12 protein-coding genes are annotated in these 21,487 nt (G+C 42.3%); 1 reads left to right on the top strand and 11 read right to left on the bottom strand.

Translation table 11 applies throughout. The annotated features are described in order from the left end of the window. Positions 1-158: 158 nt before the first annotated feature. From cas2 to cas9, 3 genes are read right to left on the bottom strand one after another with little or no spacing between them, the layout of a single operon-like run. Positions 159-506: a CRISPR-associated endonuclease Cas2 gene (gene cas2, locus B050_RS0114090; protein WP_018474577.1), complete on the bottom strand. Its 348-nt coding sequence runs from the start codon at positions 504-506 to the stop codon at positions 159-161. After that, positions 499-1,392 (bottom strand): type II CRISPR-associated endonuclease Cas1, encoded by an 894-nt coding sequence (gene cas1 / locus B050_RS0114095; RefSeq protein WP_018474578.1) that lies wholly within the window; start codon positions 1,390-1,392, stop codon positions 499-501. Before cas1 ends, cas2 begins: the two co-directional genes overlap by 8 nt. An 11-nt stretch (positions 1,393-1,403) precedes the next feature. Then, on the bottom strand, positions 1,404-5,759 hold the full coding sequence (gene cas9, locus B050_RS0114100) for a type II CRISPR RNA-guided endonuclease Cas9 (RefSeq protein ID WP_018474579.1): 4,356 nt from the start codon (positions 5,757-5,759) through the stop codon (positions 1,404-1,406). A 532-nt stretch (positions 5,760-6,291) separates the two neighbouring features. Between cas9 and ggt the strand changes: the two genes are divergently transcribed. Next, entirely contained in the window at positions 6,292-7,941 is a 1,650-nt protein-coding gene (gene ggt, locus B050_RS0114105; RefSeq protein WP_018474580.1) for a gamma-glutamyltransferase, read from the top strand. Between the two features lie 1,410 nt (positions 7,942-9,351). Here the strand turns inward: ggt and B050_RS0114110 are convergent. The 8 genes from B050_RS0114110 to B050_RS0114150 form a co-directional block, all read right to left on the bottom strand. Then, complete coding sequence (locus B050_RS0114110; protein ID WP_018474581.1) at positions 9,352-10,980, bottom strand: hypothetical protein; 1,629 nt, start codon at positions 10,978-10,980, stop codon at positions 9,352-9,354. Beyond that, the gene (locus tag B050_RS0114115; RefSeq protein WP_018474582.1) at positions 10,977-12,152 is read right to left on the bottom strand and encodes a DUF4249 domain-containing protein; all 1,176 of its coding nucleotides are present in this window, start codon (positions 12,150-12,152) and stop codon (positions 10,977-10,979) included. The genes B050_RS0114110 and B050_RS0114115 overlap by 4 nt, the downstream gene beginning before the upstream one ends. Positions 12,153-12,154: 2 nt before the next feature. Further along, positions 12,155-14,917 carry a TonB-dependent receptor gene (locus B050_RS0114120; protein ID WP_018474583.1) on the bottom strand — a complete coding sequence of 921 codons (2,763 nt, stop codon included), beginning with the start codon at positions 14,915-14,917 and terminating at the stop codon, positions 12,155-12,157. Further along, positions 14,914-15,672, bottom strand: coding sequence for a hypothetical protein (locus B050_RS0114125; RefSeq protein WP_018474584.1), 759 nt, complete (start codon positions 15,670-15,672; stop codon positions 14,914-14,916). Before B050_RS0114125 ends, B050_RS0114120 begins: the two co-directional genes overlap by 4 nt. 480 nt (positions 15,673-16,152) lie before the next feature. Further along, positions 16,153-17,868, bottom strand: a complete 1,716-nt coding sequence (locus B050_RS0114135) for a polysaccharide lyase domain-containing protein (protein WP_018474586.1) — start codon at positions 17,866-17,868, stop codon at positions 16,153-16,155. A 198-nt stretch (positions 17,869-18,066) separates the two neighbouring features. After that, positions 18,067-18,837, bottom strand: a complete 771-nt coding sequence (locus B050_RS0114140) for a LytR/AlgR family response regulator transcription factor (RefSeq protein WP_018474587.1) — start codon at positions 18,835-18,837, stop codon at positions 18,067-18,069. Next, the gene (locus B050_RS0114145; protein WP_018474588.1) at positions 18,834-20,009 is read right to left on the bottom strand and encodes a sensor histidine kinase; all 1,176 of its coding nucleotides are present in this window, start codon (positions 20,007-20,009) and stop codon (positions 18,834-18,836) included. The genes B050_RS0114140 and B050_RS0114145 overlap by 4 nt, the downstream gene beginning before the upstream one ends. After that, the gene (locus B050_RS0114150) at positions 19,973-21,241 is read right to left on the bottom strand and encodes a hypothetical protein (protein WP_018474589.1); all 1,269 of its coding nucleotides are present in this window, start codon (positions 21,239-21,241) and stop codon (positions 19,973-19,975) included. Before B050_RS0114150 ends, B050_RS0114145 begins: the two co-directional genes overlap by 37 nt. Positions 21,242-21,487: the final 246 nt, after the last annotated feature.

The following is a 21,487-nucleotide window of genomic DNA, read 5'->3' on the forward strand; positions in this document are numbered from 1 at the left end:
GTTGTGAATTGCTTTCAGACTTGTACCTTGCATAGGTAATCACAGCATACCTGGTCATAATAGGCTGGTATGCTGTTAGTTATGTATGAAATTAGGATTGGAAAAACAGAGCTGGAAATATATCAGAGTATACCAAATATCCTTTTAAAATAATTCAATCAAAAAAGCTCTAACTGTTGAGCTGGAGTCTCTTTATCAGCCAGTTTTGTCCCATAAAATAGATCCATCATACCAAATTGTTTGTCGGTAATCGCCATTATACCTACTTTCCCTTTGGGAGGAAGATTAATTTTTACTCGCTTGGTATGTACCTCTGCATTTTCCCTGCTAGCACAAAACCTCATATAGATGGAGAATTGAAACATATTAAAGCCATCATCCAGAAGTTTTTTTCGAAATTTACTAGCCCTTTTCCTATCAATTTTAGTGTCGGTAGGAAGATCAAAAAAAACTAAAACCCACATACTTCGGTATTGATTTAATCTGGAATAAAAACGATCATTCATAAACTGGATATAAGATTTTTCGACTTATTCCTGCATAACACTCAAATAATGAATTAGTAGTTCTACTTGCTGCAATCATAAGGGGACTTTTTTGTCCATTTATATTGACATCTAAGACAGGAATAGATAACAATTCTGTTTTTAATGATAAATTTAGCTCTTCGTAATTATCCTCAGTTTCGACAATATGCCGAACCACCATATCCACAAAGGGACGATAAGGTTCCATGATGTCATCCGCAAGGCAATAAGCATTGTATTTATTTCTATGCCATATACCGATTACAGGTAATAATCCAGAACTTACTAGTGCTCGAGCAATTATCGCTCGGAGAATTGCATACCCATAATTGAGCAAGTTATTAGGAGGAAGTCCATGTTGTCCCCTATTAAAATCAGGTAGGTCAAAGATATGTTGCCAATAATAGGCGGCTGCTTGAGATTCATTATTTCCCGAATCACCTGATTGTACTGTTTTGGCTAGATGAGTTAGTTTTTGAATAGGTACATCTCGTTCTGATAACAAGGCCGCCTGATTTTTTATTTTGGAGCTTATGGTCTGTTGCCATAGATTCTTTTTAAGGGGTTGACTGGCATTAAGTTGAAATCTTATGCGTTCGGTTTGCTCAGTATGTCCATGCAGAGGTAGATGCAGTCCATCAGGCAGATGTTGGTTATTACAAGATACTACTGCCACCTTATGATCAACCAGCTTACCGATTAATCCATTGGTAATGGTGATTTGGGCATTTTCTAAAATCACCATTCCAATGTCTTCAATTGGTACTTGCTTTTCTCCTTGATTATCAGGGTAAGTCACCAAAAGTTGTTCATTATTGGTGCTTAAATATGCTGGGTTTCCAAAGAAAAGTGTCCGTTTTATCATAATAATCAGTATTACCTTGTTTCCCCTATCGAGACCACATCTCCTAAGTGATTTATTCGGACCTTTACTATTCCCTTAAGGCCAGTCAAGCCAGTCCTTTTCCACGTAATTCCTTTTAACTTAGCATTTTCCTCTACGCTTGTATCCAAATGATGTCTAAAGAAATAATCTTTTGTCGCAAGCTTCTGTACTCTAAATAAATGTGGGCTAATAACGCTTTTATTATCTTTACTGAATAGATCGAAATCACTTGGGTTAAAACCATTTCCTAAATCCGGAAAAACAAAATGCTCATTTTGCTTCAAGGAGAATAAAAATGTCCAGCCTAAGTCCTTGTTATAATTTTTGTCAATTATTTCTAATTTCTGATTTGCTCTAGCTACCGCCTCGAAAAATGAAACTATATTTTCTTGAAGATTACCCTCCTTATCAATATAAATTGCGACATGATGATTGCTTCCTGTATTTACAAAATCTACAGGGATCTCAAATCCATTTTGATCTAAAATTTTATTTCCCAAATGATCCTTTTTAGAATGAAGGCTTTCTGCATTTTTTTTACCCCTAATCCGTACATTCTTAATGCTTATTCCTTTAGCTTTATTTAGCCAAATTGGATCCTTTTCTAGGTTTGAAAAAGCTTTTTTGCGATCATTATTAAACCTTTCTAGACGTTCCATTAGTATTTGTTTTACTCCTTCATCAATTACTTTATCAATATTTAATAAATGGTCTATCTTATTTCTAATAGAATAGCCCTCCAAAAATTGTGTTATCGATATTTTCTCAGGTAGTTTTTCTGTTTTATCGGGATTAATGAAGATGGGGTTTTTAGCCAAAGCATTTTTTCCAGTGAAAGCTTTCTTTGGATCATTTCCAAACTCATATAATCTTAATAACAGAAGCTTTTTGTAATGAGGATTATTAACCATCGAAATTAGTTCTTCATCAAATCTCCCACCTATTTTAACCTCCTTTGTTATTGGGTACTTATATTTTTTATAAATACTTTCGTTATGGAGTTGGCCCCTTGGGGTTAATTCGGTTTTTATTAATACCTCCTTAACAGTTTTAATTAAATTTTTATTTCGTGTAACAACTTTGTTTTTTGCTTTCCTTGAAACTAGCACTGATTCCAAATGAGCTTTTGCCGCCTGTCTGAAATTTGGTATAGGAACATTAAATTGAGTTTTTTTTCTCCCATTTTTACTGAGGACCTTATGAGTCTCCTTATTCTCAATCTGGTTTATTAAAATGTGTTTTATATGAGTTTCATCTTTGCGAGCGTTCAAATGATTTAGGTATTGAATATGACTGTGTTTAGTGAAGGCTATCGTTAATGCGTCTAAAGCGTGATGCCTATGATCATTTCGTTTATTCCATCCTACAATTCTTTCTTTGAATGTTCCGTCTTTATTTTCAATTACTTCAGTTAGCCCTATATGATTGTACTTACTAAAATTTAATTCCTGCATTACATTAATTAAATTCCAATCCCTCCTCAATCTATCTGTTATATTTCCAGAAGTTGCAACTACTGATCGGGTTATTTCAAAAAGGATAGATTTTGCTTGCTTAGCAATATATTGGCTATCTCTCAAATCTCTTTCAATAAAACCCTCCCCAATCTGGGAATTAGTTTTTAGAAGTTTCTGATATTTAGCTTTTGAAATGCCTTCCTTATTGTTTTTTTGACCTAAATCAAATAAGACTTTAATGCGTTCTAAATAGCTATCTAATGCTATTTGACCAAATTCTCCTAAGATATAATCATATGCAGTAAGGTTTCCTTTATCATTATTAATCTTTCTAAATGTTAAAGTTTTGTTAGAAAAACTATCGTCAAATACTTTAGATTGTGGGATAATATGTTCTATATCTATCTCTTTGGTAAATATTTTGTCACGAGGAATATAGACATTCGTATAAAGATCCTTAAATCCGGTGCTTTTAAGTTCTTCATATAATTTATATCTTAATATATCATTTCGAGTTGGGTTTTTAATACCAAATTCATCTTGAAGAGTGGAAAAAATTGAGTCATGTAAATTTTTGGCATGAGCAATATTTGTGGTCATTTCTTCCCTCTCCTTAGCATTTTTCTTTAATTCTCGCGCTAATTCTATTCGTATTTCATCAAAATGAAATTCTGGTGGAAGACCTTGTTTTACAAGGAGGACATTTTCCTGGTCAATTAATGAATTAACCACGTTTATCATTTGATTTAGAATTTTCTCTACTACAGGATTGCGTAAACTATTTTTCTTTAATAAATCTAATTTATTTTTTAATGAGCGATTTTGGACCTCACTTTTTGTAAGTGATGATTTAGAATGCCTATACCCTGCATATTCACACGCCTCTGAGTACTGGTGTTCTTTGATGAATGGATAAATTTTCCGAATGGCCTTTGAACTTAAGCTTCCGTATTCTCTATCAAGGGGCAGGTTGGTAAGGATCTTTGCATGATGAGGCTGGAATCCATATTTATTACATAGTAGTTTTTTTAAGTCAATATTATCCTTTCCGAATGTATGTATATCGTCCGCACTATGATTATTGCTGTCATCCTCTGCGGAATAAAGCAGGTGCCATAATTGGTATGAGGCTTGCTTTTCAAAAGCTTTTCCTTCTAATTCTGCATTAAACTCTAAAATCTGAGAATTTATTTTTAAGGATTCAAAAATTGTCAATATTTTATCCTTTAAATCAGATGCTGAAATTGTGAAATCACTTAATTTTACCTCGTCAGAATCAGCCTTGCCGCCAAAGATCTCAATAATGTCATAACCTTCGGATTCAATAATTTTTAAATAAGCTTCATAAAATAGCTTATTTGTATTATTTCCTTCTATCTGTGTGTAGTTAGCTACTTCCCATTCTGTAGTTTTATATCCTAAATGCTTTATTATTTCGGTCGCCTTTAAAGTTCCTTTTATATTTAATTCTGAATAGAGATGCTCTCGGGCAAGTGAATCAAGTATGAAAATATCAGATTCTTCAGTTAGAATTTTTTCTTTTGCTACTGATCTTTTTTTACTGCCTTTTTTTCGAATTTTGATATTATGTAAAAGCTGTAAAATTTTGAATTCCTGAAAAAGGGGAGAGGATCTAGGGATAACTTTTGACCCAATTGTCCTTGTTGAAATTTTTCCTCCTTTTTTAACTGATATTTCTCTATTCTCAAATTCACAAAGACTTATTAATCCTTTTTGAGATTTTAACTTTCGTTGATAAAAAATAATAATGTCCCTAATTTCCTCCTTTAATTTTCTGGTTAATTCAGGATGATATTTAGCTTGGGTCTCCCATATTAATTCAAATTCATCAAAATAATCTTGCCTGTAAAAAACTGTATTTTTAAGTTTTGAATTTTTATCTTGCTTTAGGGTGTTGTATAAATATTGGCCAATAGTAACTTTATTAAAGTATAATTCTTTACTCCTATCTGATATTGCTCCAAGATATCCACTAGATTTTTTCAATTCATTATTAATATCTGTAATCACATATGCAGCTTCCTCTTTCTCTAATTTTGAATGAATTCCAATATTTCGCCAATAATATCCTTGATATTTCTTCTTTTCTCTTAAACCAAATGAGATGGTTTTAGGAGATTTTAACTTTTCGTGGATGTCTTTTATATCTGCGGTGTTAAATCCAAAATTTCTCCAAAAGGCCGCGGATGTTGCTTTTTGGCCTTTGCCCATGATTTCTCTATAAAAATTATCAGTAAAAACCTCGGGGTGATATTTTTTTTGAGTATCCCATATACAATCAAATTCCGCTTGTAAATCAGACCGATAAAATTCTGGCAAATTTTTTATTCCCTCATTTAATAGCCGAAAAACTAATTGACCAGGATGCAGATTTTCATCATATAATTTTTTTGCTATAACCATACCATCAATAGAATGACCTTCTTCCTCATTCTTAGCTTTTCGACTGCTTTTATAGCCTCTTTTCTTATTAATAGCCAATAGTACTCTTGCAAGTTGGTTTTTATTTATCCTTTCAGAAACAGCAGTTGATCTCAATTTCCATGTCTCAAATGTGGTGTTTTTGCCGGACTCGGCTAAAATTGATTCATTGGTGATTATTCTCTCACGAATTAATACTTCAATTAAATTGTTTCTTCGAAGCTGATATCTGTCAAGGTTTCTTCTAGCACTTCGTTTTAATGTTCTATTGGCATTTGTTGTTATTGGTTTTCCTTTTTCAAAATTGGTTTTTTCGTCTGAAGATAGGGTATTGACTCTGACCCCTATTTTCTCAATTGAGGATTTTTCTTTTTCACTCTCTGCCTCTTTGATGTATGCCCATCCAATTGATGTAGTTCCTAAATCAAGTCCTAATATTCTTTTCATAAAAATTATTTATATTTTGAGGAGTGTTTTTTTGATTCTATTAGTTTTTCCATATCTTTCTGACCTGAAAGCAATTCACAATAAGGATTATTCCGTTGTGAAAACATTTGGGTTGCCTCTTGTCCATTATAAACCAGGAGGCTTTTTTTATGCCCCTTTGGGAAGCCTGGTTAATTGATATTTTTAATTTTGAGTTTATCATCTATAATAGTATTTCTTTTTTCATTATAGTTAAACGGGTTTTCAAATTACATAATTTCTCCAATTCATAAAATACCCGAAATGGGGTATTTTTTACTAGTATATCCTCGTGTTAGGGCCCTTTATTGGCGGTTTTAGGGGGGAGTGGAGGGATGGGCATTCCGAACATTTTCCTATATTTGCTGGAGGTTTTGACTTCATTAATTGACTTATATTTACGATTCATTCACCCTATTATAAAAAATTATTTATGCGTTATAATCATTCTTCTTCATGGACCTCAGGCCTGGCTTTTTTGCTGGGGGTCTGTGTTCTATTTTCCTGTGCTCCCATGCCGACCAAGGACTATTCGGAGGGCAAATCTGTGGTGGGCAATCAGGCGATGGTAGTCTCTGCTCATCATGAGGCCAGCCGTGTGGGTGCTGAGGTGCTCAAGGCGGGTGGCAATGCCATCGATGCGATGGTGGCCGTGCATTTTGCCTTGGCGGTGGTGTATCCTGCTGCGGGAAATCTCGGTGGGGGTGGATTCATGATGTACCGTCCAGAGGGTGGAGAAGTGGTTTCGCTGGACTTTAGAGAGAAGGCTCCTCTGGCAGCTTATGAGGAGATGTATCAGGATGAAAATGGAGAAATTATCGATGGCCTTAGCACTGCCGGGCCGATGGCCTCCGGAGTACCGGGCTCGGTAGATGGTATGATCCGTGCTCATAAGCGTTTTGGCACTATGCCACTTAAGGACCTGATCGAGCCTGCCTATCAGTTGGCGAAGAGAGGATTTGCGATTACCGCTCAGCAGGCTGATAATTATAATGGCACCAAGCAGCGATTTATAGATAATAACCGTGATAGCACAGCTATTCCCTTGGTGAGGCTGGATCGTCTCTGGCAGGAAGGGGATGTGCTAAAGCAAAAAGACCTTGCGGCCACCTTGAAGCGTATTCAGAAGTTGGGCTGGGAGGGTTTTTACAAAGGTAAAACTGCCGAGCTCCTCGTGGCTGAGATGCAAAGTGGCAATGGCATCATCAGTATGGAGGATATGGAGAGGTATGAATCCAAGTGGAGAACGCCTGTGTCTGGCAAATATCATGATGTGACGGTGTACAGTATGGGACCGCCCAGCAGTGGGGGAATCGCCTTGATACAGTTACTGAGGATGTCGGAATATTTCCCGCTGGAGTCTTATGGATTTCATAGCCCAGAGACGGTACATGTGATGACCGAGATGGAGCGACGCGTATATGCAGACCGTGCAAAGCATCTTGGTGATGAAGATTTTTGGGAAGTGCCTCGGAAGGAGCTTATGGATGAGGATTATCTCGCTGGCAGGGTGAGCGAAATCGATCTTGGCGAAGCCACCGACAGCAATGAAGTGGAGGCTATGGAGCTGGCAGGGCAGGAGAGTGAGGAGACGACGCACTATTCCATCGTGGATAAGGATGGAAATGCCGTCTCGGTCACCACCACTATTAATTCCGGCTATGGCTCTAAGGTCTTTGTGACAGGAGCGGGTTTTTTGATGAATAATGAAATGGATGACTTCAGCAGTAAGCCTGGAGTACCTAATCTATATGGTCTGTTAGGCGGTAAGGCGAATGCTATTGAGGCGGAAAAAAGAATGCTTAGTGCGATGACTCCCACCATTCTGGAGAGAGATGGCAAGTTGCTGATGGTGGTGGGTACACCTGGCGGTAGTACCATCATCACCTCGGTATATCAGACGATCCTCAATGTTCTCGATCATAAGATGACGATGACAGAGGCCGTAAGTGCCGGAAGAGTGCATTCGCAGTGGAAACCAGATTTTATTTTCCCTGAGGAGGGAGCCCTTGATTCTGCGGTGATAATGGCATTGGAGAAGATGGGGCATGCCATCAAAGTCCGTGGAACCATCGGTAGAGTCGATGCGATCCTGGTGCAGCCTGACGGCAAGCTTGAAGGAGCTGGCGATCCTCGTGGAGATGATTGGGCCGCAGGATATTGATCTAGAGAGAAGTGCTATATAAATATAAAGGCTGGCCAAGGGAATCAAATCCCCTAGCCAGCCTCTTTTTTTGGACTATTTTTTTCATTATTTGTCGATCACCCCACCCAGCCTCCCCTGAAGGGGAGGAGCAAAAAAGGCAGATTTCAATGTCGAATTCTATTGGTCTGGTTCACTTTCTTGAATCTTCAATTTCGGGATCTAATTGTCCTTAAGAGAAGAATCAAGAACCCCCTTTAGGGGGCAGGGGGTAGTCGATACGCTGTCAATTTAACTCAGGATCCAAATACAACTTGTAAACTATTTATAGGGCAAGTCAGGGTTTTATTCACCCCACCCCGCCTCCCCTGAAGGGGAGGAGCAAAAAAGGCAGATTTCAATGTCGAATTCTATTGGTATGGTTCACTTTCTTGAATCTCCAATTTCAGGATCGAATTGTCCTTTAAAGAAAGATCAAGACCCCCCTTTAGGGGGCAGGGGGGAGTTGCCACGCTGTCAATCTAAATCAGGATCTAAATACAAACCTGTAAACTAGTTTTAGGGCAAGTCAGGGTTTTATTCACCCCACCCAGCCTGCCCTGAAGGGGAGGAGCAAAAGAAGCAGATTTCAATGTCTAATTCTATTGGTTTGCTTCACTTTCTTGATTCTTCAATTTCAGGATCGAATTGTCCTTAAAATAGGATCAAGAACCCCCTTTAGGGGGCAGGGGGTAGTTGCCACGCTGTCAATCTAACTCAGGATCTAAATACAACTTGTAAACTATTTTTAGGACCAGTCAGGGTTTTATTCACCCCACCCAGCCTGCCCTGAAGGGGAGGAGCAAAAAAAGCAAATTTCAATGTCTAATTCTATTGGTCTGGTTCACGTTCTTGAATCTCCAATTTCGGGATCTAATTGTCCTTTAAAGAAGGATCAAGAACCCCCTTTAGGGGGCAGGGGGTAGTTGCCACGCTGTCAATCTAAATCAGGATCTAAATACAACTTGTAAACTATTTTTAGGACCAGTCAGGGTTTTATTCACCCCACCCCGCCTCCCCTGAAGGGGAGGCGCAAAAAAAGGCAGATTTCAATGTCTAATTCTATTGGTCTGGTTCACGTTCTTGAATCTCCAATTTGAGGATCTAATTGTCCTTTAAAGAAGGATCAAGAACCCCCTTTAGGGGGCAGGGGGTAGTCGATACGCTGTCAATCTAAATCAGGATCTAAATACAAACTTGTAAACTATTTATAGGACCAGTCAGGGTTTTATTCACCCCACCCCGCCTCCCCTAAAGGGGAGGAGCAAAAAAGGCAGATTTCAATGTCGAATTCTATTGGTTTGCTTCACGTTCTTGAATCTCCAATTTCGGGATCTAATTGTCCTTTAAAGAAAGATCAAGAACCCCCTTTAGGGGGCAGGGGGTAGTGGATTAAAGGACGGTGAAGGTCTTGGTTTTTTGGTAGTGATTTCCTTGCGTATCAGTATAGCTGAGGACGATTTCATAGGTTCCCGCTAACTCGGAAGTGGTAAAGGACCATTCTTTTTCTCCATTGCCTTCCATAAAGATATTACTTTGCCAAAGCAAAATATCCCTTAAGTCGGGGGCTTTTACCTGCTCTTCCGCCCCGCTGGGCTCAAAATCCCAGATCACTTCCTGCTGTATGCTTGGGTATTCGAGATAGAGGGCATTTTCGGGTAGTGGATATCCTGCAAAATCATTTTGATAGGACTTTAGATCCAGCACCCCCTTGAAGGACTTATTACGAATATAATATTCACGATTGGTGATCAGTGCCTGTCGTATATTTTTTGGGTGGAATTTTGCCAGTTGGTCTGAGTCAAACACAGGCATCCCATCGATAAGCATCAGTGGGTTTTCATCAAAGACGGTTCCCAAAGGTTTATTGATCAATTTGAAATGGGTCTTTCCATGGGATTTTCTTACCATTACCGTAGGGAAATATTCTTTAAAGGTGGTACCCATATCCTCAAATCGGTTATAATCATCCAATAGATAACTTAAATCGGCGGTAAAACCGGTCACCAGGCTGTCTTGTGGCAGGGGAAGCGGCGCAAGGTAATGCCTAGCGATGCTTTGGCCCAATACCCATTGGTCGAGCCAGGCCTGATCTTCCTCGTCTATCTCCAGCTTTGGCAACCAGGAAAGATCGGGTGGACTGGCGAAAGGGGACTGGATATGGAAGTCAAAAGCAACAGAATCGCGCTCTGACTGCAAGATCAGGAAGTCATAATGCTTAAATACCCCAAGATCAAAATAAATCTCCCCCTCGGCATTTGGACGGGAGAGAAATAGCTCCGACTGCTTGCCATGGGCACTCAATAGGTAATAACTTAGGGTGTCCACCGGGCTGCTCGTGACCTGGCCTTGGATTATATGTCCACGGATTTCAGGGATCATTTCACTGGAAGATGCTGGCTCACTGTTTAGTTTTTCCTGAAACACCAGCCTGCTGCTGTATGGATTTTTCAGGCTGATGGATAGGTTGACCTTGCCTTGGCTTGGCGCCTTTATCTTTAGTTTGGCTGTTTGAGCACGGCCCATGGAGCTGCTAGCCATATCGATTCCCAGTTCGCCCGCACTCAGCTGGAGGGTATTTCCGGAAGAGGCAGAAGTGCCTCCTTGTCTGGTCGGAGGGATTTCCGGATTGATGATAGTTATCAGTTCCTGATAGTTGGCCTTAGGATTGGTAGATTTAGCTCCCAGTCGGCTATAGACTCTTAGCAGATAGTGGTCACTTGGGGTCTCATCGGTGATTTGAATATAGGCAGAGGCCCGGCCATTTTCCAGAGGTATGATCGCTTCAGCATATCGTATTCCATCTCGGCTGAGCAGTTCGGCATAGACAAAGTTCAGGGGGCTTGCCTGCCCTTGAAGCTGCAGGGTCACTTGCACGGGTACTTTTTCACCCGCCACAGCGATGGTTTTTGCCAGATGAACGCTGATGGATTCCTCGAAGGCGGTATTCTGAGCTCCAGCTGAAGCTTGGTATATCGCAAGGAATAATATTGCTAATAGTATGGTTTTGAATTTTTTCATAAATTATCGACCCAAAAATCTGGTGCTACATTTACCCCTCTCAAGGTACAGTCGGTGCATCTCACGGAGGCGCCTCTATAGCCTAAAATTCCTCCTGTGGGACCCTCTACCACTAAGACAGGGTTGGCTCCTAAGTCCTGGAACCAAAATCTTTGTTCGCTTATTTTAATGGTGTCATCATACATCTCACATCCAGCATAATAGGGGTTATCCACGCGCCAGAAATCAATCTCCGATCGATCAAAAAAGACCCGCATAGATACGGAGTTTCCTGCGGTCACCATACCAATCACCCTTTTGTTGGGATCGGTAAGGTGATGGAGATTGCTACTTAGATTAGAAGGCAGTGGACTGAAAATATCCCCCATATCATTGGTGTTTTTTTCCATAATATTAAAGAAGGTATATGCCTCACGGCTAATAGCGCGTTGATTGACCAGAATGGAATAGCGTTCGGTCATCTTTTCGGATCCATAGGGGATATGTTGGATTTTCTTCTCAAAAATGAAGTTTTCCGCGAATTGGCTGGCGGAGCCGATATTGATGAGATCCGTATATTCGGTCCTCCAGCAGCGCTCAATACGGTCGGCAGGATTGCTACGGAAAACCACGGTGTCGCGGACCGCATCATACTTATAGAAGGAGGGAATCCCCGCCCGGAAGATATAGGTTTCCTCATAATCCCAAATGAAATATTGCGCCTCCTCGGTTCCGTGGGTGGATACATAGACCTCCAGATCCTGCGTTCCGCCCTCAGGCTTATAGCCAATATCATCTATAGGTGAACTGTCGATGGGAAGGAGCCAGTCGCTTTCATAAGTACCATTTTCGCTGGTGGTAATGACCAGCTTATACTGCTGGTCGGAGGATAATGCAGGGCTTCCAGTATAGCGTCCCGGATTATTTTCATCCAGTGTATAGCTGCCATTATTCTGATCCAGTATCCTCACTTGCGCCCCTTGAATGGGAAAATAAGAATTGAAATAATCATCTAATGAGCCTGTGGTGCTGAGCGAAACCCAGGAGCTACCTCCCTCCGTTTCTATATGCCCTTCCACGACCAGCACATTGAGGTCTTCACTGTTTATCTCTGGATCATACGGCTCCCGACAGGCCATAAAGACCGCAAAGATCAGGAGGTTAATGAGTATTGATTTATTTAGACGAGTCATTTTCAAAATCTAAAATTATAGGTAATATATGGAATAGGACTGGCAAATATCGATAATTGATATCCTTTAAGCTGGCCATTTACAGGGGTATAATAGATGGAATAAGGGTTACTTCTTCCTAATAAATTATAGACGCCTAGAGACCAGGAAGCATGCGCAGGCTTATCCACCTTATGGTTGCCTTCCAGGTTTAGCGCTAGATCTATCCTGAAATAATCAGGAATCCTATAGGCATTTCTTTCAGAAAACAGGACTTGCTCAGCTCCATTATAATAGAATTTTGCCACGGGCAAGGTAATGGGTCTTCCCGTACTATAATTGGTATTTACCGATACGTTGGCTCGCTTGGAGAGTTCGTAATTGGCTGCTAGCATCACTGCGTGGGGCTGGTCAAAATTACTAGGGTACCAGCTTCCTCCATTGATGGATTCGGATAGCTCCGTATCGGAGGTGCGCATTTCAGATCTGGAATAGGTATAGCTAATCCAGCCATTTAGCTTGCCTGTGGTTTTCTTCAGCTGCAGCTCCAGCCCATAGGCTCTGCCATCTGTATCGAGCAGGTCCTGCTCAATATCATTATTCAATAATAACTCCGCACCACTTCGATAATCGATCAGATGACTCATCCCTCTATAATAAACCTCCACGGAGGTTTCTATCAGTCCCTGATTAAGGTCCTTATAGAAGCCTAGGGAGGTCTGATATCCGCGCTGCGGTTGGATATAGGGATCGCTAAGCTTCCAGGTATCAGTAGGAGTGACTGCCGAGGTATTGGACAGCTGATGGATGTATTGCCGGGTGCTGTGTATGCCAGCTTTGATGGAGGTGAAATTGTCCAAAATATACCTTCCACTAAGCCTAAACTCTGGGGCACCATAAGTGACGATGGTTTCATTTTTGTCATAATCCACGATTCCCGTGACAGTTTCGTCGTTCTTTGGAGCATCAGGGGCATATTCCTTAAACTGGTTTGGTCCGAGCATGCGGTACATTCCATAGCGAAGTCCAAGGTCTGCAGTGAATTTTTCGGTGACTTCCCAGCGGTCGGTAAAGAATAGGGCCGACTCTAGCGCTCTTTCGGTGATGACGGTCTCTGGAAGGACGATGGAGTTTGGACCCAGAGGCATAATATCTCCAGGCTGTAGGTTATAGAGAATATTATCTACTCCAAATTTAAACGTATGATAATCGCCCTGCTCATAATCGAAGTGGGCCTTCAGGTGGTACTGCTGGATATTAAAGTCAAATTCAAAGGCATTGAGCTCATTTTCATAGCCTTCGATACCAAAGGTATATTGATCATAACCCATGGAGAAATCCGCCTCGAGTTGGTCGTTGAAATAATGCTTCCAGTTTACGGCAATATTTCTATTGGTAAAGTCATATAGGGTGTCGGCGACGAAATTAAATGAATCATGGCTGAGGTAGCTGGTTAGGCTGATCTCATTTTTCTCATCGAGATAGTGTTTTATATTTAAATTGAGATCGTAGAAGCTTGCTGCCGCAGCGTCGAGGTCCGACTTGTCATTGACCAGATTCAGCAGCCAGTCGCTATAGGTCGTTCTGGCACTGGCCATAAAGGTGGTTTTGTCACCCACAGGTCCATCAAATGCCAGCCGGCTAGTGAGCAGGCCTATGCCTCCTCTACCACTGATTTTCTCACGGTTTCCGTATTTTCCCCGGACATCCAATACCGAGGATAGACGACCTCCATATTCTGCTCCCATGCCTGCCTTATGCAGGGCCACACTTTCGACCATATCGCCATTGAAGGCAGAAAAGAAGCCGAAAAGATGGGAAGGGTTATAGATGGTGGACTGGTTGAGTAGCACTAGGTTTTGGTCGGCCCCGCCGCCACGGACGTTGAAGCCTACGCTGGATTCTCCCACGGTTTTCACGCCTGGCAGGGTAAGTATGCTCTTGATTACATCGACTTCCCCCATGACCGAAGGGAGTTTTTTCATGGAGGATACCGACATGGTTTCCACTCCCATCTCTGTTCTGTTTACATTGGAGAGTCGGTCTGAGCTCACCACCACCTCATCCAGAGACACTATGCTCTCGTCTATCTGGAGCTCCAAAGAGCCTGAGCCCCGCATTTCTACCTGACGTTGCTCCTGAAATTGACCCAGATGCTGGATATAAATCGTCTGACGCCCCTTAGGAAGTTCGAGGCTAAATTGTCCATTTTCATCTGTGATGGATCGGGTAAAATTCGTTTTTTCATAAACCACTGCTCCGAATACTGGCTCGCCTGTTTTGAGGCTAAGGACAGTTCCTGACAGCCTAGCGGTGGGCTCGGTATCGCTGCTCTGCGAGCTTCCTATTACCCATAGCTTGTTTTTGGCAAAGGCTCGATCTAGGTCCAACTCGGAAGACATGCTTTCAAATTCCCCCTGCTGCGGTTCCTGCTGAAAGAAATTGGCGCTCAATCCCGTATGAAAAGGACCCGAACGATATATGAATACCCGCTTGGACTTGTCTATGCGGAATTGCATCTCTTTCCCCTCAAAGATCAATTTTAATACATCCGCCAAATCGTTATCCTTGGCACTTATATTAACCTGAATATCCTTGACATCCGATTGCTTATAATAAAACTGATAGGAAGTCTGGCTTTCCACGGAATTGACAAACCTGGAGAAGCTGATGCCTGGAAATAAGCCGGTAATTTTTTCCTGACTGGATTTTTGATCTTGGGCAAATCCACTGCCGAGGCCCCCCATAAATAAAAGGACTATAAAAATAAGTTGGGTTGACTTCATTGACCTGGGGAGTTATCGTTAGAAAAATAGGCTTTGCCAACCTCGATCATGGTGCGGTGTTGATTTTTATTAAACCGCAGACCATTTTTTCTTAAAACGCTGTTGATTTCCTTTTTGCTAATCCCCGCCGCATTGGCCAGGTCTTTTTTGGTCCGAATTCTTATAAATTCCTGATCCTTCATTACGAAGAAATCCTCATGATTTATAAAAATAAAAGCTTTTTCGGAACTCCCGTAATCGCGCTGAATTTCTTCGGTTTTATAGTGCTTGGAGAGAAATTTGATTTCTGCATCCAGCAAAACCTCGTAAAATCCATTCTTATGCCATGAATAGGAGGTATTTCGGTCGATTTTCATGAAGATCCTGTCATTGGCAAGGCCAAACATCTCCACTTTGCGTGCATCCAATACGATCTGCTGGAAATTAGCGGAGTGGTAGGTTACCAGTTGGTCTCTCATCACATCATAATTCAAGAATAAGTTCCTGAAAATTTCCCGATTGATGGAGACGTTTCCGCGGATAAATTCGGAGGAAACCAGGAAGGCAGTTCCTTCGATATGGAATGTTCCTCCAGCTTCGTAGATTCCTCCAGCGGAAATTTCCTGCGGGTAGGGGATGAGCTCTTGATAGAGCCCTTTTAGCTCATTGAGCTCGGTTTGGTTGGCCTGTACTGCTTCTGTATCACCTTGAGCCAAAAGTATTTGGTAAGGAACGCAAAGCAGGTAGGCACTTATGAAAAGGTAGAGTTGCTTCATTATTCGGAATAATCATAATATTCCAGCAAATTTGCAATAGAAAAAGGATATTTATTCATTCATTTGATAAAAGGTTAAATACGCGTTTAAATGAATACCTCTTTTTAACCCAGATGAAGTCCATCCTATATATTAAGGCTATATGAATAGGCGGTTATTTTATGCCTCAGAACTGATGTAATATGGCTTAATATCAATTGATTTGAAGAAAAGGTGGTTGATTCTCTAATCGGTGGAATAAGATATGGTAAATCTTTAATTATTAGTAATAATATTAATTTAATTAGAGGTAGTATTATTTGTAAATAATGATTTTTCTAATCGAGAAGTTAGCAGCATTTCAAGCTTATCGATTAATTGAATTACTCTTTTTATTGGGATTTAAGTTGAACCCTGATGGAAATCGAAACAAAAAAGGTCTGAAGTGAAACACTCCAAACCTTTAAACATTCAAATCAAATTAGGGCTAAGTATCAACCTTTATTTATCTACCGATAGCCCATTTTCGGTAAGCGTGTCCTTATTATTGGATAGGTCTTTCCAGTTTATAGTTAGTTTAGGGTCTATTCCATTGATATATTTTTCGATATTGGTATAGCCATCTCCATTGATATCCCCGTTTGCATCGCTGGGGTCATGTGGATCCAGCCCCTGGGCCTTTTCCCAGGAGTCGGGGATACCGTCCATATCCGAGTCGAGGTAAGGCTGACCTTGATATTCCGGATATCCACCCACCTGACGGATCTCGGTGATGATTCCTTGTTTATAGGCATCGTTGGGCAGTCGTCGGTGTTCGAACTGGTAGAAGGATTCAGGATCAAGTCCTTTGGTGTATTCTATTTCACCCGTCTTGACGGTTCTGATGATCCGTTCATCAACAGGGTCACGCTTAGGAAGGGTCGCACCAGCATTTTCCAATACATGATCATAAGCATTTTGTGTGGGTAATACACTCATATGAGGCATGGGGAATGGTTTGCTGGCCTTCATCCTAGAGAAATAATGCTGTGCCTGCTCTAAAGTCATAGCTTGGCCATTCTTCCCTTCCATCTGTACTCCACCATTCCAATTGTCCTGAGTGACAGCGGACATACCCTCCACGATATTTCCATGGACATAAGCTCTGCCAAAGACCACGGAGTCCAGGTCACTGCGTCCCGACTCAGGTTTCAAAATACGGTAGGACACCGGAGAGCTTCTATCAGTGACAGGGCCGGGTTTATAGTAATTATTAATGATATTATAGGTGGCCTTATAGTCGCCTCCATCGGTGGTGCGGTGTGCCCAGTTGAAGATCACATTATTGACGAAGTTGAATATGCCATTCCAGCCAATGGAGGGGTTTCTTCCTGCATTGCTGGCCCATAAGTTTCTCATAAACGAGCAATTTTCGCCTCCCAGGGTGCTACCCAAAGAGTGATTATAGGTGTCCAGGTCTTCGGAGAAGATGCTATTCTGGATGGTGATATTGACGGTGGGGAGTTTCTCCTGTTTATATCCACCTCCAGGGTCGTACATATGTCGGTAGATAGACATATTTTCGTCCAATCCCCAGCTGGCAGAGACATGGTCGATCATGATATTTCCGACGGGATTGCCACCAATCGCATCATCTCTTCTGCCTACAAAGGTCTCTCCTCGACGGAATCTCATATGGCGAATGACCACATCATGGCTATCTATCCATACGGACTCCCCGGCGATACAGACGCCATCCCCGGGAGCGGTCTGGCCAGCGATGGTCAGGTAAGGGGCACGGATGATCAGTGGTGTCTCCAGCTGGATGATCCCGGCGACATTGAAGACGATGATCCTAGCTCCGCCGGTTTCGCAGGCTTCGCGTAAGGTGCCAGGGCCATGATCTGCCAGGCTGGTGACAGTGATTACCTGTCCTCCTCGTCCTCCGAAGCTGTACATTCCTCCGCCTTCTGCTCCCGGAAAGGCCGGCAGGTCTGATTGGGGTAGGTCGCTGGGGCGCGCTGCCCATGGGATATAGGGCTTGCCTAGGGTCTCCTCTTCGTACACCCGCTCGCGTGCTATTTCCCACATCTTATCAGAATGTGCGAGAGCGGCATTTTTTATGGAATCGGCTTTGGCTCGGTCCGCACCCGATTCTTTGGGGTACTGGGCCATGGCCGCAGTGAGCAGCAACGACCCCGTGAGGGTGAGTAAAAATCTCTTTTGGTTTTGCAACATGGGTAGGCGTATGGTTTATTGTCGAATAGTATCGTTTCTGGGGAAATGAAAATCACTCTTCCCCGAAATATGATTTACCTTAGAGCCTTCTGGCTGCTAGGGGATATTCGAACTTAAGGTATAAGCCATACTAAAGAAAGTTGCTATCTGTCAATAAGGACATCTTCCTGCTGAACCGGGATTTATGCTCGCTTAAAATTACTGGTCTAGCCAGGCTTTGAAGCTGGGGGTTCTTTCACTGCTGATGATAATCTCCTGGTCCAAAGAAGGCGTAATTTCGAGTTTTACCCGCCCCTTGAAATAAGGATGGATGACCTTGACCGCGTCAATATGTATGATCAACTGGCGGTTGGCGCGGAAAAAATCCTGAGGATCCAGCAGCTGTGATAGCTCATCTAGGGACTGATCAACAGGGTAGCGGTCTCCCTCACCAGTGACGAGCAGGTTCAGCTTGCGGTCCGTATAGATATAAGCAATTTCGCTGCTCTTGACCGATCGTATTTTGGTACCTGCTTTGACCAGAAAGCGGGACTTAAAGCGCTGTTTTTGACCTTCGAGAGCTTCCATAAGCTGGTCCATATTCACCGGGGAAGGCTTGAGCTCCTGACGGTTTTGCTGGATATCCATAAGTTTATTGAGGCTGATCTCGAGCTTCTCATAGCTGAATGGCTTCAACAGATAATCAATGCTATGCACCTCAAATGCACGAATGGCGTATTGGTCATAGGCGGTGGTAAAGATCACTGGACTCAGAACTTTCACCTCCTTAAAAATCTCAAAACAAAGCCCATCGTCGATCTGAATATCCATCATGATGAGATCGGGAGCTGGATGACTGCTCAGCCAGGCCACCGTCTCCTGCACCGAACTGAGATTGGCCACCATCTCCATTTCATTACTGTACCTCAGGAGCATCTGCTTCAGCTTATTGGCCGCAGGACTTTCATCTTCTACGATTAGAACTTTCATGATTTAGTTTCCATTTCGATCAGGGGGATTTTTACCTCGAAAAAATCCTCGTTTTGAATTAAAATTACTTGTTTTTCTGTAAAATACGCCAGCCTTTTTCTGATATTATCAAGCCCCGATTGAGGCAGTTCGCTGGGTGCTTTTACCTTAGGTTGGTAGGTATTCCTCACGGTAATGTACTGATCCTGTTCACAATTGATCTCAATTTTCAGCGGCCGCAGGGCGCTTGCGATATTATGTTTAATGGCATTTTCTACCAGCATCTGCAGACTCAGGGTGGGGATGTACAAGGCCTTATTTCCACCCGAATAATGAATAGCTATCTTAAGCTGACGGTCCAGACGTTTTTGAAATAAATACATATAAGAACTGATAAAGGCCACTTCCACCTCCAACTCTACCAGCTCTTCTTCACGATGCTGAAGCACATAGCGGTACACCTCTGCGAACTTGTCCAGAAAGCGCTGGGCCTCCTCATTTTCCATATCGATCAGCGAGGAAAGCACATTGAGGTTGTTGAAAAGAAAGTGAGGATCGATATGGCCTTTAAGTGTTTCCAGCCTTGTTTTGAGATTTTCGGCCTGCAATTGTTCGGATTTTCGTACCGCGGCCTTCCAGCGCTGCATAAAGTACAGCCCAAAAACCAGGGAGATAATGGGAATGAAGAATAGTAGCCCATAGATATTAAGGACCAGAAACTGATCCGAGCTGGGAGGACGGCCGATCAGCAGGGTTTTTAGGCTATAATAGCAGATATTTATACAGGCTAAAGAATAGATGCCGCTGAGGATAAATTGACTGAGAAACCGCCTTAAGGGAATATGATCCCAAGGCTGAAGTTTTTCTAATTTCTGGTGGATAAACAGATTGCCCAGCACCAAAAAAACTAAAACCGCCTCAATCCATAATATGGCAGCTGCAAAATCCGTGTTTCCAAGGCTCAGCAGCAGGATCACGGGCAGTATAAGCACCAGCAGTAGGATTACCAGCCTTTTTTTACTGGGATATATTTGATTGTTTTCCTTCAATTTTAACCTTTTATCATGCTGAATATACTCACTTTTATCAAAAATCTCCTTGCCCCCATGATTGTCCGCCTGGAGGCTGCTTATTGTTTTCCTGCCCTTGCTCCTAATTAATGGATGAAGGAAATTTCCTTTATTTTTGCCCATGGGAAATATTGGAAGGTTTCATCGCTTTTTTGGATCATAATGCCCCAGTTTTGGGAGTTTACATCACTTCTGTCCCCCAGCGTAATCAACTCCCCACTACGCAGTAAGACCTTAGACTGGCTGTCATTAAGGGGAGTGATTTTTTTGATTTCCCGAAATGGGATTTGCAGCAGCCCTCCACCTTGAGCCCAGGCGTCTAGGGTTTCTATGTCCCATCGCTCGTCCAGGTCATAAAATATCGCTCCGGATATCGTGGAATTGTCTTTCAGCGTCAAGCTGCCTCTAAGGGGTTTTGGGGTTCTGAAATCGGAATAGCTGTAGCCGGTTCCACTGGAAGTATGCGCAGGTACAGGGCTGAAATGGGCGTTTTTGAAGTCCCCCCATTGGAGGGTGATCTGGCCCCAAAGGGGATTTCTTATCTGAATACCCGCGTTGGTATTGTTGACATTGGGATGGTCATCCATATAAATTTCCTTTCCCGATTGCAGCTGGATGAGGGAGCCGTGATTCTTTGGGCGGATGCTTTTGACCTCGGCAAATTGATGACGAATGTGACGATGGTCTATGCTCGTCCCATCGAGGTATTGCTGGGAGAGATATTCGTCCATATCCCATTTGATCAGGCCTGAATAGAAATAACCAAACCGTGTCTCTACCTTCCCATAAAGTGGACTATTTCCATTGGGGTTAGGGGCCTTCTCTTGCAGGAACACGATACTTTGCAGGTCTTCCCACTTCACGGTGACTTTCTTTTGGTCGGCGGTCACAATGACCAAGTCCTTACCCAGTTGGTTTTTGTATTCTACATCCTCATTGATGAAGATGCGAATATCATGGTTGTTTTTGAGTCGAATGGTGGCTTCATTGGCTCCTGTGACGGTGAGCTGACGAATATTGCCAAATTGGCTGCGGAAGGTTAGTTTTCTATTGGGATATTGGTTTTCCCATAAAGCCATAAAACTCCAATCGGTTTTCTTTTCGGAGGCGCTGAGTTGACGGAGGTCTTCCTTGCTGAGGTATTGCAGGATGGTATTGTCCTTTTTTTCGGCAAGGAGCAGGTCCACCCATAGGCTTTGGCCAGCGGCCCAGCGTATATGTCCTTCGATTTCGCTGGAATTGCGGAGTTTCACCTTGCCATAGATAAAAGCCCCATTCTGCCCCTGGGCATTAAGCCCGAGCATCAGCGTAAATACGATGGAAAGAAAAATGGTATGGATAAGTTTTTTATTCATTATTCGCTTGCGAAGATATGAATTAAGGGAAAATAAAACAGCAGGCCAAGACGCCAGCCTCTAAGGAGGAGATGAGAAAGCTGAACTGGGATATGAATCCACTCAATCTGCAGGATCCGGGATTTGGAAGTGGAGGAAGGCAGCAGGACTCAGTGGGTTTTGGGCGGTGGTATTGAAAGGTAGATTTTCCCGATTCGGCAAACTTATATCCCTATTGGTCAGAGAGGCTAGAAGGGATATAATTCT

This window comes from Echinicola pacifica DSM 19836 (assembly GCF_000373245.1).
Classification (GTDB): domain Bacteria; phylum Bacteroidota; class Bacteroidia; order Cytophagales; family Cyclobacteriaceae; genus Echinicola; species Echinicola pacifica.

What these genes read in the sequence shown, in the direction of transcription:
- B050_RS0114145 (WP_018474588.1), bottom strand. Translation starts at nt 20,009, where the DNA reads ATGGGCAAAAATAAAGGAAATTTCCTTCATCCATTAATTAGGAGCAAG.
- cas9 (WP_018474579.1), bottom strand. Translation starts at nt 5,759, where the DNA reads ATGAAAAGAATATTAGGACTTGATTTAGGAACTACATCAATTGGATGG.
- B050_RS0114125 (WP_018474584.1), bottom strand. Translation starts at nt 15,672, where the DNA reads ATGAAGCAACTCTACCTTTTCATAAGTGCCTACCTGCTTTGCGTTCCT.
- cas2 (WP_018474577.1), bottom strand. Translation starts at nt 506, where the DNA reads ATGAATGATCGTTTTTATTCCAGATTAAATCAATACCGAAGTATGTGG.
- B050_RS0114150 (WP_018474589.1), bottom strand. Translation starts at nt 21,241, where the DNA reads ATGAATAAAAAACTTATCCATACCATTTTTCTTTCCATCGTATTTACG.
- B050_RS0114120 (WP_018474583.1), bottom strand. Translation starts at nt 14,917, where the DNA reads ATGAAGTCAACCCAACTTATTTTTATAGTCCTTTTATTTATGGGGGGC.
- B050_RS0114140 (WP_018474587.1), bottom strand. Translation starts at nt 18,837, where the DNA reads ATGAAAGTTCTAATCGTAGAAGATGAAAGTCCTGCGGCCAATAAGCTG.
- B050_RS0114135 (WP_018474586.1), bottom strand. Translation starts at nt 17,868, where the DNA reads ATGTTGCAAAACCAAAAGAGATTTTTACTCACCCTCACGGGGTCGTTG.
- cas1 (WP_018474578.1), bottom strand. Translation starts at nt 1,392, where the DNA reads ATGATAAAACGGACACTTTTCTTTGGAAACCCAGCATATTTAAGCACC.
- ggt (WP_018474580.1), top strand. Translation starts at nt 6,292, where the DNA reads ATGCCGACCAAGGACTATTCGGAGGGCAAATCTGTGGTGGGCAATCAG.
- B050_RS0114110 (WP_018474581.1), bottom strand. Translation starts at nt 10,980, where the DNA reads ATGAAAAAATTCAAAACCATACTATTAGCAATATTATTCCTTGCGATA.
- B050_RS0114115 (WP_018474582.1), bottom strand. Translation starts at nt 12,152, where the DNA reads ATGACTCGTCTAAATAAATCAATACTCATTAACCTCCTGATCTTTGCG.